Source organism: Pirellulales bacterium, assembly GCA_036499395.1.
Taxonomy (GTDB): domain Bacteria; phylum Planctomycetota; class Planctomycetia; order Pirellulales; family JACPPG01; genus JACPPG01.
The window spans coordinates 1-16,295 of the sequence record DASYDW010000008.1; the positions used below are offsets into that span (position 1 = coordinate 1).

Here is a 16,295-nt window from a genome sequence, read left to right on the forward strand (position 1 = left end):
AAAGAAATGCCGGCGCCGATCAACTATGAGATGCGGGCTGAGCTCAAAACTGCGGAACCAACCATGGAGAGTATGGTGACAAGCAAACTTCAACCAGAAGTCGTGGTTGTGACCGGAGCGTCAGCCGGAGTTGGTCGTGCTACGGTACGTGCTTTCGCGAGACAAGGGGCTTGCATCGGCTTGTTGGCACGTGGCAAAGCGGGGCTGAATGGCGCTCGTCGCGACGTCGAACAACTTGGCGGCAAGGCACTCGTTGTGCCAACTGACGTGGCGGACGCAGAGCAAGTCGGGGCTGCGGCGACTGCTGTTGAAAAGGAATTTGGCCCGATCGACGTTTGGATCAATGACGCGATGTGCTCCGTATTCTCTCCGGCGAAAAAGATGACGCCGGATGATTACAAGCGTGTAACCGACGTGACGTATCTGGGCGTGGTCTACGGCACCCTCGCTGCCCTAAAGCATATGTTGCCGCGCAATCGAGGTACGATTCTTCAGGTTGGCTCGGCCTTGGCCTATCGCGGCATACCGTTGCAGTCTGCCTATTGCGGCGCGAAACATGCGATTCAGGGCTTTACCGAATCGGTGCGCTGCGAGCTGATCCATGACCAGAGCGACGTCAAGATCACGATGGTACAAATGCCGGCCTTAAATACGCCTCAATTCGACTGGGTAAAAAGTCGGCTTCCGCGGAAGCCGCAACCCGTCCCACCGATCTACCAGCCAGAAGTGGCGGCCGATGCGATTTGTCATGCGGCGCATAATTATCGCCGGGAGTGGTTTATAGGCGGGCCAACGGTCGTCGCGATTCAAGGCAATAAGCTCGCGCCCGGATTCGGTGATTGGTACTTGGGGCATCAGGGCTACGAATCACAGCAGTGCGACGACAAAGCGGATCCTCATCGGCGAGACAATCTTTACGAACCGGTTGATGATGTCGTCGACCATGGAGCCCACGGCGATTTCGATGCTCGATCGCACGACCACAGCCTACAACTCTGGGCGGATCAGCATCGAAGGCTGATTGCTATCTCCACAGTGGTTGGAAGCGCTTGCGACGCGCTGGTGAACGGTAGAAGAAGTATTTGGCGGGGAGGTTTAATCGGTGCTTCCGTCGGAACGCTGGCGGCATTCGTTCTCGGCAGACGAAACCAAGAACGAAGCACAAAGCGGACAATCAAGGGCTCGACAGATCTGCAAGATGCGCTATCCGAAAAGGCAATGGAGCAATGATTCCTGCGTAACATCGCGCCATTGCATGGTGCATTAACATTTTGCCAACCACGAGACGACATGCTGCCAGTCGAATTCCGCTGCTGTCTGACAGAGACAACGGGAGATCTGCCCCATTTTTGGGAGCATACCGTCGGCGGTAGCCATGCGACTATGGGGCTGCGGGCCGACTGGCGGGAACAACTACGGCGCTGCCACGATGAGCTCGGTTTTGGTCACGTTCGCTTTCACGGGATTCTGTCCGACGGGATGGGGACACTTGTCGACGAACAAGACCAATTACTCTACTCGTTTTTTAACGCGGATCAGATGTGGGACTATCTGCTTTCGATCGGAATGAAGCCATTTGTGGAATTGAGCTTCATGCCTACGGCGCTGGCATCGGGCAAAACAACCGCCTTCAACTACCAGGCCAACGTCACACATCCCAAAGAGAACACACAGTGGGCCACGCTGATCCATAAACTCGTGGCACATTGGGTCGAACGTTACGGCGTGGACGAAATCCGAACATGGTTTTTCGAAGTTTGGAATGAGCCGAATCTAAAAGCATTCTGGCCTGGCTCTCAAGAGAGCTACTTCGATTTCTATCGCTGTACTGCCAATACGATCAAGCAGGTTGACGCCACACTGCAGGTGGGCGGCCCGGCCACAGCAAAGGACGGATGGATAAATGAATTTCTCGCTTTCTGCGAGAAAGTTGATGCGCCCGTCGATTTTGTCAGCACGCATCATTACCCAACCGATGCTCTAGGCACGACCGATGAAGACACCGAAACGCAGTTGGCAATTAGCCAGCGCAGTATTATGCGTAATTGGACTCAGGACACACGTCGTAAATGTCGCGGTCGTGCACTCTATTACACCGAATGGAATGCCTCCTCGAATCCGCGCGATCACTTGCACGACGAGCCGTATACGGCAACAGTGATTGTTAAGACCATGATGGAGGCCAAGGGGCTGGTCGAGGGCTACTCTTACTGGACGTTTACGGACATCTTCGCCGAGAATTATTTTCCTGCACAGCCTTTCCAGGGTGGCTTCGGTCTACTCACCATCCAGGGCGTTGCGAAGCCGTCCTATCGCGCCTTCGAGCTTTTACATCGCCTGGGAAGTGAAACGTGCTTGGTTGATGGTATTCACGAGACTGTAGACGCTTGGGTGGTGCGGAATTCGAACGCCATTACTGTACTGATTTGCAATCAGGCGCTGCCACGTCATCCGATCAGAACTGAGCACGTTAAGGTGCAACTAACTGACATTTCGCCGCCGACGGATGTCTATATCGAGCGCATCGACGACGATCATGCGAATGCGAAGAACGCTTGGCTCCAGATGGGGAAGCCGCAATTTCCCACGCCGCGTCAAGTCGAGGTGCTAAATGTTGCTTCGCAACTGGTGCGAGAGACTCAAACCTGGAAATACGAGAACGCCTCGGCTTGGCTGGACGTCACCTTGCCGCCCCATTCCGTCGCGGCTGTGACTTTGGAACTCTCCACTAGCCATCACGAGGGGGCAATGGCATGACATCCCCGTTATTGACCTCCGAGAAATTGAATGATCTGCAAAGAGAGTCCTTCGCCTATTTTGTCAATGAGACGAATCCCGCGAATGGACTTATCGCGGATCGAACCAAAGCCGGAACTCCGGCAAGTATTGCGGCGGTTGGTTTAGGCTTAGCGAGTTATCCCGTGGGCGTTGAGCGTGGCTTCCTAACTCGCGAGGACGCGGTCGATCGAACACTCACCACACTACGATTTTTGCGAGACGCACCTCAAGGGAAGAGCGCTACTGCCACGGGTTACAAGGGATTTTATTACCACTTTCTTGACATGCAGACTGGCGCTAGGTTCGGAAATTGCGAGCTTTCGACCATTGACTCGACCTATGCAATAGCCGGAATGCTTGCTGCCGCGGCATATTTCACCGCTGAATCGCGGTCTGAACACGAGATCCGAAGTCTGGCGGATGGACTATATCGCCGCGTCGATTGGCGATGGGCTTTGGATAGTGGTGCAACTGTAACGCACGGTTGGAAGCCCGAGACCGGATTCTTGCCCGATCGCTGGGAAGGTTACAGCGAGGCCTTGCTTTTGTACATCCTTGGCTTAGGATCCCCAACCCACCCGCTTGCGGACGAGAGCTACACTGCTTGGACGTCCACTTACAAGTGGAGAAAGATTTACGATCACGAGTATCTCTATTCCGGCCCTCTCTTCACTCACCAGCTGTCGCATGTGTGGGTCGATTTTCGTGGCATCGCCGACGAGTACATGCGCGACAAATGCATCGACTATTTCGAGAACAGCCGTCGAGCAACGTACGCGCAGCAGCAATACGCGATTCACAATCCCGGCCAGTTCAAAGGGTACGGTAAAGACTGTTGGGGCATCACCTCCAGCGATGGGCCTGGCTGGATAACATGCGAAGTTGACGGCAGAGAGCGCCATTTCTTTCATTACGCGGCAAGAGGCATACCCGATGGCCCCGACGACGGCACCATCGCGCCGTGGGCGGCGGCTGCCTCATTGCCGTTTGCCCCAGAGATCGTACTTGCGGCCCTTCAGGACTTTGACAATCTGAAGTTGCGCATGAACAACTCGTACGGCTACAAGGCCACGTTCAATCCCACATATCCCGTGACGTCTGCACCTGCGGATTGTTGGGTTTCACCATGCCACCTGGGGCTGAACCAGGGTCCTGTCGTATTGATGATTGAGAACGCCCGATCCGGGCTTCTCTGGCGACTGATGCGACAGTGCCCGTACCTAGTCAAAGGACTGCATCAGGCCGGCTTCACGGGTGGCTGGCTGGGGGCGGAGAGTCCACGCGCCTGGTGCACTAACGCCTCGGAAATGAAACCAGCCTCCGGCCGAGCGCAACGTATCGCGGTTCCATCAAACTCTCGGCCGTCGAACGAGAAGCAGCCAGACGGCGTGTGAAGCGTAAAGCGAAGTAATGGAGTATACGTGATGGCAAAAAATGTGGCCGAACTATTGGTCGAACGTCTCATTGATTGGAAAGTCGACACGATCTTTGGATTTCCAGGTGATGGGATCAACGGCATTTTCGAAGCGCTGCGGACTCGACAGGACAAGATCAAATTCATCCAAGTTCGACATGAGGAAGCGGCTGCTTTCGCCGCTTGCGGTTACTCGAAATACACCGGTCGCCTGGGAGTCTGCCTGGCAACATCAGGTCCTGGCGGCATCCATCTATTGAACGGACTCTACGACGCGAAGTGCGACGGCCAGACGGTGCTGGCCATTACCGGCCATACGTTTCATGATCTGATTGGCACGCAGTACCAACAGGACGTCGATCTGACCAAGCTCTTCATGGACGTCGCGGTCTATAACGAGCGCATTACAGGGCCAGCGCACGTCCATAACGCACTAGATGACGGCATTCGCACCGCCATGGCGCGAAGGGGCGTCGCGCACCTCTGCACTCCTAAGGACATCCAGGATTGGGACGGTTCCGAGTCGCCCCGATCCACAGCCAATATTAAGGGACACAGCGCCGAGCAGGCAGCCCCGACAACCTCTCATCCCGCTCGGGAAGACCTAAGAGCCGCGGCTGACCTCATCAATGACGGAAAAAAAGTCGCCATTTTGGTGGGCCGTGGTGCGCTGCATTGTCGGGCGCAGGTGCTGGAGTTGGCCGAAAAGCTCGGGGCGCCGGTCGCCAAAGCCCTGCTGGGAAAAGCCGTCTTACCCGATGACAGTCCCTACACCACCGGCGGTTTGGGACTGCTGGGCACAGCTCCATCGCAAGATGCGATGCACAGTTGCGATACGTTGATCATCATCGGGAGCGGCTTCCCCTACATGGAGTTCTATCCGAAGCCGGGGCAGGGTAAATGCGTTCAAATCGATATCGACGCGTCGCGCATCGGACTTCGCCATCCTGCCGAAATAGGGCTGGTGGGAGATTGTCGGCGCGTTCTCGATGAACTGCTGCCGCTGATCGGGCGAAAGGAGGATCGCTCCTTCCTGGAATCGGCGCAGAAGGGAATGCAGGGGTGGAACGAACTTCTATTAAGCCGTGCCAGCCGAATGGACAAACCGCTCAAACCCCAAGTTGTGACGCACACACTAAATAAGTTCTTAGCGCCCGATGCCGTTATCGCCAGTGACTGCGGCACCGTGACTAGTTGGACTGCCCGGTATGTGAAGATTCGCGCCGAGATGTTGTTCTCCGCCTCAGGCATGCTGGCGACGATGGGGAATGGCTTGCCTTATGCCATTGGCGCCGCAGTCGCATTTCCAGGCAGGCAGGTGGTTGCCGTTGTCGGCGATGGTGGTCTCACGATGATGCTCGGCGAGATCGCCACACTGGTAAAGCACAACCTCCCGGTCAAGGTCATCGTAATTAAAAACAACACGCTCGGGCAGATCAAATGGGAACAGATGGTTTTCGAAGGCAATCCGGAATTTGGTGTTGATCTGCAGCCGATCGACTTTGCCGCGTACGCACGCGCCTGTGGCGCAGGCGGTTTCACGGTTGACGATCCTACAAAGGTCGAGCAAGTAATGGCCGAAGCATTCGCCCATCCCGGACCGGCCTTAATCGAAGCTGTCGTAGATCCGAACGAGCCGGCGATGCCTGGCCATGCCACGTTGGATCAGGCATGGCAATTCGCCAAGGCTCTGGTTCGAGGAGAAAAATACAGCAAGTCCATTATCAAGGCTGTGCTCGAAGACAAGATTCGCGAAGTCATCTAGATTGCCTCGGTTGGTCTCATTTTAAATATCGCCGGTGGACTATGAGCTGTCCTCTAAGTCGGCGCGCAACATGGTAGTCGTATGCACACCGCGAAACATTGCAACGCCGCCGTCAATGAGCTTCGCGTGGCGGCGTATCGCATTCCTACCGACCTTCCCGAGGCCGATGGCACGATTGCCTGGAATCAGACAACCCTAGTCTGCGTTCACGTCCGCTCCGAACACGTGGCTGGTCTGGGTTATACCTATGCTGACGTGGCGACAGCCAAGCTTATAGATGAAACGCTTGCCCCAATAGTGCGGCGGCGCGACGCCTTCGGCGTGCCTGGGACTTGGATTGCCATGGTGCGGGCAATCCGCAATCTGGGGCGGCCAGGGATCGCATCGATGGCAATTGCCGCGGTTGATGTGGCCTTATGGGATCTGAAAGCCTGTTTGCTGAATGTGCCTCTGGTCTCATTGCTTGGCGCCGTCCGTGATCGCATGCCGGTCTATGGTAGCGGTGGTTTCACGTCCTACACGGTTAAACAGCTACAACAACAGTTGTCTGGTTGGGTTGCCGAAGGCATTCCTCGCGTCAAGATGAAGATCGGGACGCATCCCGAACAAGATTTAGAGCGAGTGAGAGCAGCCCGAGAAGCAATTGGCCCGGAAGCGGAATTATTCGTCGATGCCAACGGAGCCTATGACCGCAAGGAGGCTCTCCATTTTGCCGAGCGCTTCTCGGAGTTGAAAGTGAGCTGGTTCGAGGAGCCCGTGTCGGCTGATGACTTGGAAGGGCTGCGGCTACTACGCGATCGTGGGCCTGCCGGAATGGACATCGCGGCAGGTGAATATGGCTACGATCTACCCTACTTTCGCGACATGCTAGAGGCTGGCGCCGTGGACGTTTTGCAGGCAGATGCCAGTCGGTGCGCGGGCATCACCGGCTTTCTTCAAACCGCGGCGCTCTGTTCGGCTCGTTCACTCCCCCTCTCGGCACATTGTGCGCCGTCGCTGCACACGCACGTGTGTTGCGCGGCATTGCCATTGCGACATTTGGAATATTTTCACGATCACGCCCGTATTGAGTCCATGTTGTTCGACGGTTTCCGTGAGCCCGTTGCTGGAAATCTGATACCGGATTTGTCGCGCCCCGGTCTCGGACTCGAACTCAAAGAGGCCGATGCAAGTCAATTTGAGATCTGGGCAAGTAATAGCGCACCTAACGACTGAAGAAGTTCTATGGACAGTTTGCCGATATTGCGACAGAAAAATGAACAAGGACGCTTTGCGCGACAGCGCGTTGACGATAACCGTACAGCGATTGCTGACGGCCAGGCCGACGCGCTGGCCGACGCATTACGTAGCACGATTCAAGGCGAAGTCCGTTTCGACGCTGGTAGCCGCGCACTGTATGCCACCGACGGCTCTAACTATCGGCAGGCGCCAATCGGCGTCGTTATTCCGCGCGCTGACGTCGATGTGATACAGACGATCGCGGCGGCCTACCGCTTCGGTGCGCCCATCTTATCGCGAGGCTGTGGAACCAGTCTGGCAGGCCAATGTTGTAATGTTGCCGTCGTCATGGATTTCTCCAAATACATGCACGATGTGGTGCGTATTGAAGCGGACAAGAGTCTCGGCATCGTGCAACCAGGTTGCGTGTTGGACGATTTGCGACATGCCGCCGAGCAGCATGGCCTCACCTTCGGTCCCGACCCCTCCACTCATAGTCATTGCACCTTGGGTGGCATGCTTGGTAACGATTCGTGTGGCGCGCATTCACTGTTATGTGCCAAGCACGGACGCGGACTACGAACGGCGGATAGCACTCACTCGTTGGAAATCCTTACCTACGATGGCCTTCGCCTACGTGTAGGGGAGACGACGTCCGACGAACTCGAGACGATTATCCACGCTGGCGGCCAGCGGGGCGAGCTATATGGCAAACTCAAAGCTTTTCGCGACAAATATGCGGATGAGATTCGCGCCCGTTTTCCGCAACTGCCACGGCGCGTCTCCGGGTACAACATCGATTCGCTGTTGCCCGAAAATGGCTTTCATGTTGCGAGGTCGCTCGTTGGTTCAGAGTCGACCCTAGTTACGATTCTCGAAGCGACCCTACATCTGGTCCCAGCTCCGAAGCGACGCTCGCTACTGGTGCTCGGCTACCCTGACGTCTACCACGCCTGCAATCATTTAATGGAAATCCTGCCTTTGAAGCCAACGGCCTTGGAGGGGTTCGACCATCTGCTATTCAAGTTTGTCAAAGCAAAAGGAGACGAGACCGCCGATCTCGCATTATTACCGCCAGGGAAGGGTTTTCTGCTGGTCGAATTTGGCGGAGAAGACAAACGGGATTCCGATGAACAAGCGCATCGTTGCATGGAGATGCTGAGAAAACATGACGACGCACCCCAGATGAAACTCTTGGACGATCCAACTCACGAACAGATGATCTGGAAAGTTCGAGAAGGAGGACTTGGTTCGACTGCCTGGGTTCCCGGTCGACCTGATACTTGGCCAGGCTGGGAGGATTCGGCCGTGCCGCCGGATCAGGTAGGCGCCTATTTGCCAGAATTGCGGAAACTGTTCGACAAGTTTGACTATCACCCGTCGCTCTATGGTCATTTCGGTCAGGGCTGCATTCATTGCCGTGTTGGATTTGACCTCTATACCACCCTCGGCATCGAGAAGTTCAAAGCCTTCATGGACGAGGCCACGGATCTTGTGCTGCGTTTTGGCGGCTCTCTTTCAGGCGAACATGGCGATGGTCAGGCACGCGGAGAGTACCTGCCAAAGATGTTTGGCGACAAACTCTGTCAGGCCTTCCGCGAATTCAAGGCGATCTGGGACCCCCACGCAAAAATGAATCCCGGCAAGAAGATCGACGCCTATGGAGTGGCGGAGAATCTGCGGATTGGCGCGGACTACAGCCCTCCTCAGCATGAAACGCATTTCCAGTTCCCCAATGATCGCCATTCCTTTGGCCGCGCTGCGTTGCGGTGTGTCGGAGTTGGCGAATGCCGCCGCCATAATGGCCAGGTTATGTGTCCCAGCTATCAGGTGACGCGAGAAGAGAAGGATTCCACGCGCGGACGGGCTCATCTGCTGTTTGAAATGATGAACGGCGAGGTGCTGACCGACGGTTGGAGGAGCGAAGCGGTCAAGGACGCTCTCGATCTGTGCTTGGCCTGCAAAGGCTGCAAGGGAGATTGTCCCGTCAACGTCGACATGGCGACCTACAAGGCCGAATTCCTTTCGCACTACTACGAGGGGCGACTGCGTCCGCGTTATGCGTATTCGATGGGTTGGATCTACTGGTGGGCTCGGATGGCAGCTTACCTGCCGGCAGTTGCCAATTTCTTCAGTCAGACGCCCGGCTTACGCGGCATTGCCAAATGGATTGGCGGCATCGATAGCCGACGGAGTATGCCTCCGTTCGCCATACAGACGTTCAAGGAGTGGTTCCTTCGTCGACCAGCATGCAACCATGATAAGCCTGAGGTAATGCTCTGGCCTGATACGTTCAACAACCATTTTCATCCTGAGACGTGCCAAGCCGCGGTCGAAGTATTGGAGGCGGCGGGTTTCAAGGTGCTGGTACCGAAGGTGTCCCTATGCTGTGGTCGGCCGCTTTATGATTTCGGCATGCTCGACACCGCCAAACGGCTATTGAACGAGATACTCACAACACTCAGACCTGAAATTCAGGCGGGCATTCCGCTGGTTGGCCTGGAGCCAAGTTGCTTGGCAGTCTTTCGCGATGAGTTGACGAATCTGTTCCCCAATGACGAAGACGCCAAACGATTATGTCAGCAGTCATTCCTTTTGAGTGAGTTTCTCAACCGAAAAGTCCCCGACTACCGGCCGCCTCGGCTGGAACGTAAGGCAATTGTCCATGGCCATTGTCACCATAAATCGGTGATGGGCATGGACGACGAATCGGAGTTGCTTAAGAAAATGGGATTGGATTTCGAGATGCCAGAGCCGGGATGCTGCGGGATGGCCGGATCCTTTGGTTTTGAAAGCGGTCCGCATTATGACGTTGCAATCGCCTGTGGTGAGCGGGCACTGCTGCCCGCGGTCCGCAACGCCGATCGCGACATGCTCATCATTGCAAACGGCTTCAGCTGCCAGCAACAGATTGGCCAAACCACGCCGCGGCGCGCCATGCATCTGGCGGATGTTTTGCAGCTGGCCCTTAAGATGCAAAGCAATGGCAACGGCCATACGTCCTCGGACAAACACGTCCTAGTCGGCGCTGGCGAAAACCTGCCTGTGGAATAACCCCCGTTTTTTGGACAAGTAATCGAATGGCAACATTTGAGCTACCGATGCGAGCGCCTAACATTCTGAGATGTTTCAAGGAGACAATATTGTGAATGCTCCCATTGGAAAACGACGTTGGGCTATTGCAGAAGGTTACATTCCTCCGGAAAGCCACGGTCCAGAACCGCAAATGACAAGTCACGAAACGGCTTGTCTTTTGAATACTTCAAACGAGGATGCGATCGTACAAATCACGATCTACTTTGCGGATCGCGAGCCCGTCGGCCCGTATCAGGTGAAGGTGCCCGCGCGGCGCACGCTGCATATGCGCTTCAACGACTTGAACGATCCGGAATCGATCCCGCGCGACACGGATTACGCGAGTCTCATCGAGTCGGACATGCCCATTGTCGTGCAGCACTCCCGGTTAGACTCACGGCAGGCTGAAAATGCCTTACTCAGCACTGTGGCGTTCCCGTGCGCTGATCCCTGAGAAACGAAGTAGATGATAATCGCGCGCACCAGACATTTTCGGCGGGTTGCCGAACCGATAATTACAGAAACGCACTTGGTCGATGTGAGATCTTGCGAGGAATGATTAACGATGAAAAGCAAGCTACTTCAAGAGCTGAACGGCCAAAGGACATTTGCAGTGATCTTTGAAACTGGAGACGAGGTCGCATCTGGGCTAGCTGACTTTGCTGCTCAAAAACAACTTGCTGCGGCGCATTTCACAGCGATCGGAGCCTTGCGGGACGTGACGCTTGGTTACTTCGACTGGGAGAAGAAAGACTACAGCCGCATTTCAGTGGCCGAGCAAGTGGAAGTGCTCGCTTTAGTTGGCGATGTTGCCTGGGATGCCAGCGGGAAGCCCAAGGTCCATGCACACCTTGTCGTGGGGCGCATGGATGGGACAACGCGCGGCGGTCATTTGTTGGAGGCGCACGTCCGACCGACGTTGGAAGTCGTCCTGGTGGAATCGCCAGCCCATTTGCAACGCCGTCACGACCCCGAAAGCAGTCTTGCCCTGATAACATTGTAGCCCGCAAACATCATCTGGATTTTCTACACAGTGATGTCACGGATGATTCCAGTCTTCGATCGAGGCGGCCGACTGTCAGTCGCGGCGGCGGTGGGTCGGCCCGTCATCCTGTGACAGATGAGTCGCCGTATTGATTAGCGCCATGTGGGAAAGCGTCTGCGGAAAATTTCCCACGAGTCGAGATGATTGCGGGTCGTATTCTTCAGCGAGGAGACCAACATCGTTTCGCATATCGAGTAGTCGCTCAAACAGGCTTGCGGCCTCGGCACGCCTGTTTGACAAGACATAGTTGTCAGCGAGCCAGAATGTGCACGGTAAAAAAACGCCTTCCCCTGATGGCAATCCGTCGACTGAGTTTGATGTGCCGTAACGCCGCACCAAACCGTCGTCCATCAGGCCGTTTTCGATTGCTTGCACGGTCCCTTTCACGCGCGCATCGTCGGCCGGCAGAAAGCCGACGAGTGGGATCATCAACAGCGCCGCGTCTAGTTCGTCGCTTCCGTAATATTGCACAAAACTGTTCAATTGCTCGTTGTACCCTTGCTTGCAGGCATCATCGTGAATCGCCTGGCGCACTCCGCGCCATCTTTGAATCGGTCCATTGAGACCGAACCGTTCGATGCTCTTGATAGCTCGGTCCAGTGCGACCCAGGCCATAACTTTAGAATGCGTAAAATTCTGGCGTGGTCCGCGAATCTCCCAAATGCCCTCGTCCGGTGCCATCCAGTTCTTTTCCACGAATTCTATGATTGCAACTTCTAAATTCCAGGCCGCTACGTCCGGCGGCAAACCATGCGTTCGGCATTGATACATAGAATCCATCAACTCGCCGTAGACGTCTAGCTGAAATTGCTGATAGGCGGCGTTACCAATTCGCACGGGTTGCGAATCCTCATAGCCCGCCAGCCAATCGAGGGAGAGCTCGGTCAACCGGCGTTCGCCCCGAATACCGTAGGCAATCTGCAGGTCGGCCGGACTGCCCGCCGCAGCTCGCAGCAACCATTCGCGCCAGGCCGCGGCTTCTTCCACATAGCCGGCCGACATGAAGGCAAGCAAGGTCATGGTCGCATCGCGGACCCAGCAAAAGCGATAGTCCCAATTGCGACTTCCGCCGAGTTTCTCCGGAAGTGAAGTCGTCGGCGCGGCCACGATGCCACCTGTTGGTCTGTAGGTGAGCGCCTTGAGGGTGATCAATGAACGAAGAACCGCGTCACGCCATTTGCCGCGATAGGCGTGACGATCGGTCCAGTCGTGCCACCACCGGTTAGTTTCAGCGAGCAACCCCATAACATCCGGCCGTTTCGGCGGCTGTTTATACGACTCGAACCAGCATAAGGAAAAGGCAACTGTCTGCCCTTCTGCGACGACAAACTCAGCCGTAGTTGTCAATCCCCGACCGTGCACATCGACATCCGCATGCAAGATAACCCCATCAGGGCCGCCTATTGCCTGGATCCCGTCCTCATGGCGTTGCACCCAAGGTACAACTTGGCCGTATCCGAATCTCAAGACGAGTTCCATCTGCAGGGGCACGCTGCCGCTCAGACCCTCGACGATGCGAACCAGTATTGGCCGTTCCGAACGCAAGGGCATGAAATCGACGACATTAACCGAACCCCGATCAGTCTCGTAATGTGTCTCTAGAACCAATGTATCGCCACGGTAAGTGCGCCGAGTTGTTCGCACGTTCTCCGACGGAGAAATAATCCAGCGACCATTGTCGGGATTGCCAAGGATCGCGGCGAAACATGCCTCGGAATCGAAGCGCGGCCAGCAGAGCCAATCAATAGAGCCGTTGCGGTCCACCAGCGCGGCTGTTTCGCAATCGCCAATAAGTGCATAATCTTCGATTTTTGATGGCATAGATTTATTGCGAAAGAAATTAGAAGGCGGTATCCGTAGGGACCGCCAACCCACTCGCCGCGACATTATATAGAACCTGCGCAGTCGGCATCTAATTTGCACGTTGGAACCAAACGTTCGCATGAAAGACGTTTATCGAAATAAATGCGGTACGGAAGGTGGCCTTATGATCGAACGCATTTTGAGCCTGGCTACTATTGATCTGATTGCCGGCACCCGCGCGGCGTTTGGATTTGGCCTCGGTCTACTGCTTGCCGGACGATTCACGCAGGAGGAACGGCGGACCTACGGCTGGACATTGGCGGCGGTTGGCGCACTTACGACTATCCCACTGGCTTGGGAAGTCTTGTCGGGAAAGTCGGGAGGCACCGTTTCGGAGGAGAGATTTGTCAAAGCCGAACGAAAGTTCGACGATTACGCACGGACTGTCGATGCCGAGGATATTGCGTAGCTACCTCCTGGCAGCAAATCCGCATAGGCCATACCCTGTTTCCGTCGGTAGAAATTGTCTGGCAAGCCATACCGTCAAATGGCCGGATTATTTTGGGCCTTACCCTAGCGCGGTTTTTTATATTTCCGTGCAGTCGGTAATGGAACCTGCAGCAGGTCGTAAACTGTGCGAACGCCAATAACGCGATTGCAACAGGCAATGGCCAATTGTCGCTCGTAGAATGTCCATACTCGACCACTTAATCGCATCAGTCTCCCAAACCGCTAGTCACCGCTCATCATAAAACACCACTAGAACAACAGCGCAATCACGCGGTTCTAGCCGGCTGGGGAAGTGAACGGGAGTTATCCCGCTTGGAGTAGCCGAGTGGTGACCCACGGAGACGAAGCCGGACGTTGTTTGGTCCGATTTGTTTCGCATCTTAGCGAGCGGTTAGCACGTCAGGAGCTTCCATTAATCGTTTAATCTCTTTCAACCCGAAAGTCTTTGACAGAATGGAGCTTCCATTTTCCATTTCCAGTGAGCTGCAGCACTTGTTGATGAAACCGCAGGATGGACAAACGATGACTAATGCTCACTAAGATTGTCCCCGAGTCTTTCAGCCGCTGATAAACAATTGATTCGTTGCTCGTATCAAGAGCGCTGGTGGCTTCGTCCAACATGGCATACCGAGGATTGGCTAGCAGCAACCGGGCGATCGCCAGTCGTTGCTGTTCACCGAGAGACAAGACTTTCCCCCAATCCATTTCAATGTCCAACCCCCCACACCGATCGGCGAGTTCACCGAGGTTTACCGCTTTCAAGAGTTCAAGGAGCTCTTCATCTGATCTACCTTTATGCATCTTGGGATACAACATCTGATCGCGCAAAGTTCCCAGAATCATGTATGGGTGTTGTGGCAAGAACAGGAGTCCCTCGGCGTCTGGCCGGATAATCCGCCCAGTTCCAGACGTCCACAACCCACCAATCGCTCGCAGGAGCGAGCTTTTTCCGCCACCACTGCTACCCACAATGATCAGGTCCGCACTTGGGCCGATTTTTAACGAGAGGTCTTCGATCAATGTCCTTCCGTAATCCGGTGTCTGCAACGTAACGTTCTCGATGACCACATCAGGACCATCAGCGCTCACAATAACGGGGCCTTTGCTCTTTCCATTCAGCACTTCCATGGTTGTCGCGAATGAGTGCAGCCGCCGTACTCCGGCGCCGAATTTCGCAAGGATGTCGAATTTATCAATGATGACCGTAACTGCTTGCAGCGTGGCCGCAAACGCGCCAGCGGCTTCGGTCACCCGCCCGATCTCTAGCTCGCCCGAAATAACTCTGGGGGCAAGAACCATGCTCGGAATCACTATGGCGGCATTGCTGTACCCGTACTGAAATAGATTCAGATTGAGTTGCGCTCCGATCAATTTGCCGAAATTTACAAACAGATCATTGAATCGCTGCTTCAATTGACCGCCTTCGTTAGTTTCACCGCGATAGAATGCAATCGACTCGGCATTTTCTCTAATCCGAATCAGAGCGAATCGGAAGTCTGCTTCCCGCTTTAACTGCGAATAGTTCAATCCGACAAGCACTTTTCCAAATCCGAAGATCGTCGCGACCGTCCCGACAATCGCGTATGCGATCAGCAGGAGGACGAGCACGATAGAAATGGATGCGAGGACGCCGCTGAAGGCGATTAGCTGCAAAAGCGCTCCCAGGCCGATCATAGCGAAATAAAGACTCCGTTGCGTAAACGAGTCTATATCATCGGCAATTCGCTGGTCGGGGTTGTCGACCTCGGCATTCGCGTTGAGATGATAGTACGTGCGATTCCGAAGGTAGCCTCCGAGAAAGCGATTGGTGAGGGCTCGCCGCCACAGTATGCCGAGCTTGTCACGAACGAAGTAAAAGAACGCATTGAGCGGAACGGCGACGAGAAAAAGCAGCAAGCACCGGATAATGGCGCCCCAGAAACGATGTGTCTCGTGAGCCGCTAACGCCGACGTGAATTCACCGGTCAATTTATTGGTCAGCACATTGGCGCACGTTTGGCCCAGCAGCAATATGATTAACAGCAATAACAGGAAGCGCGCTCGCCACTTCCTTTCGGCGGCCCAGTACGGTGCGGCAAGTACAACGAACTGATTCCAAAGATTTTGCGGGGCGAATTTAGGCATTTGTCAGGGCGGGCCGAGGAGTTGACGCATAATCCTGCTTGGCTCAATCGATCGCTGTCCCGTTTCGCAATTGCTTTTCCAACGCACATTTTGTGCCCAAGAGGGCCGACTCTGTTTGCCGACACCCCAAATCGCTTTTCTTCGTTCCTGCCGAAGGGTGAGAAGCCGGAAAAGACACGAACTGGTCCAAGTCCCGCTAGTGGGTCAAGCGTCCATTGGACGAACGCGATTTAAGGCGCCAGGGCCGGCATCTGGTGAGCGACTACGCTGTTCGATTCGTTATAGTCGCTCGACGAGTAACCGCACCATTGCAGCAGCATGCTCAGGCATGGGGTTATTCATACCGTGCGCCTAAAGTGGGTTGAACTAAACCACTAGATAACGTCCTGATAGTTGCGCACAAATTGAAGGGGCAGTCCTGGAACTGGTAGAAGTTTGTTGTCACACGAACTCTATCAGTACGGAAGGACTGCCCCATGGACAATTTAGCAGGGTCGGCAAGCGACGAGAACTTTAAGGGAGTGATTCGGATCGAGGAGGAGAAGATTCGCTCGCACGTGGAC

General features: G+C 55.1%; 12 protein-coding genes. 9 read left to right on the forward strand and 3 right to left on the reverse strand.

The features are described from left to right. The 5 genes from VGN12_01265 to VGN12_01285 all read left to right on the forward strand — a co-directional run. Positions 1-1,230, forward strand: a 1,230-nt coding sequence (locus VGN12_01265; GenBank protein ID HEY4308053.1) for an SDR family oxidoreductase, incomplete at its 5' end; no start/stop codon positions are given. A 60-nt stretch (positions 1,231-1,290) separates the two neighbouring features. Beyond that, a complete protein-coding gene (locus VGN12_01270; protein HEY4308054.1) occupies positions 1,291-2,757 on the forward strand; it encodes a hypothetical protein in 1,467 nt (488 codons plus the stop codon). After that, entirely contained in the window at positions 2,754-4,172 is a 1,419-nt protein-coding gene (locus VGN12_01275) for a glucoamylase family protein (GenBank protein HEY4308055.1), read from the forward strand. Before VGN12_01270 ends, VGN12_01275 begins: the two co-directional genes overlap by 4 nt. A gap of 30 nt (positions 4,173-4,202) precedes the next feature. Beyond that, the gene (locus tag VGN12_01280) at positions 4,203-5,957 is read left to right on the forward strand and encodes a thiamine pyrophosphate-dependent enzyme (GenBank protein ID HEY4308056.1); all 1,755 of its coding nucleotides are present in this window, start codon (positions 4,203-4,205) and stop codon (positions 5,955-5,957) included. 81 nt (positions 5,958-6,038) lie between these two features. Next, on the forward strand, positions 6,039-7,172 hold the full coding sequence (locus VGN12_01285; protein HEY4308057.1) for an enolase C-terminal domain-like protein: 1,134 nt from the start codon (positions 6,039-6,041) through the stop codon (positions 7,170-7,172). 294 nt (positions 7,173-7,466) lie between these two features. On the opposite strand, the gene VGN12_01290 is transcribed toward VGN12_01285, so the two are convergent. Beyond that, positions 7,467-7,670, reverse strand: a complete 204-nt coding sequence (locus tag VGN12_01290) for a hypothetical protein (protein HEY4308058.1) — start codon at positions 7,668-7,670, stop codon at positions 7,467-7,469. 21 nt (positions 7,671-7,691) lie between these two features. Between VGN12_01290 and VGN12_01295 the strand changes: the two genes are divergently transcribed. The 3 genes from VGN12_01295 (at position 7,692) to VGN12_01305 (ending at position 11,253) form a co-directional block, all read left to right on the forward strand. Continuing rightward, a complete protein-coding gene (locus VGN12_01295; protein HEY4308059.1) occupies positions 7,692-10,229 on the forward strand; it encodes an FAD-linked oxidase C-terminal domain-containing protein in 2,538 nt (845 codons plus the stop codon). Positions 10,230-10,320: 91 nt separating this feature from the next. After that, on the forward strand, positions 10,321-10,704 hold the full coding sequence (locus VGN12_01300) for a sensory rhodopsin transducer (GenBank protein ID HEY4308060.1): 384 nt from the start codon (positions 10,321-10,323) through the stop codon (positions 10,702-10,704). Between the two features lie 111 nt (positions 10,705-10,815). After that, entirely contained in the window at positions 10,816-11,253 is a 438-nt protein-coding gene (locus VGN12_01305) for a PPC domain-containing DNA-binding protein (protein ID HEY4308061.1), read from the forward strand. A 75-nt stretch (positions 11,254-11,328) separates the two neighbouring features. On the opposite strand, the gene VGN12_01310 is transcribed toward VGN12_01305, so the two are convergent. Continuing rightward, entirely contained in the window at positions 11,329-13,116 is a 1,788-nt protein-coding gene (locus tag VGN12_01310) for a glycoside hydrolase family 15 protein (protein HEY4308062.1), read from the reverse strand. 166 nt (positions 13,117-13,282) lie between these two features. Between VGN12_01310 and VGN12_01315 the strand changes: the two genes are divergently transcribed. Further along, positions 13,283-13,567: a hypothetical protein gene (locus tag VGN12_01315; GenBank protein HEY4308063.1), complete on the forward strand. Its 285-nt coding sequence runs from the start codon at positions 13,283-13,285 to the stop codon at positions 13,565-13,567. Positions 13,568-14,028: 461 nt separating this feature from the next. Here the strand turns inward: VGN12_01315 and VGN12_01320 are convergent, their stop codons facing one another. Continuing rightward, a complete protein-coding gene (locus tag VGN12_01320; GenBank protein ID HEY4308064.1) occupies positions 14,029-15,732 on the reverse strand; it encodes an ABC transporter ATP-binding protein/permease in 1,704 nt (567 codons plus the stop codon). Positions 15,733-16,295: the final 563 nt, after the last annotated feature.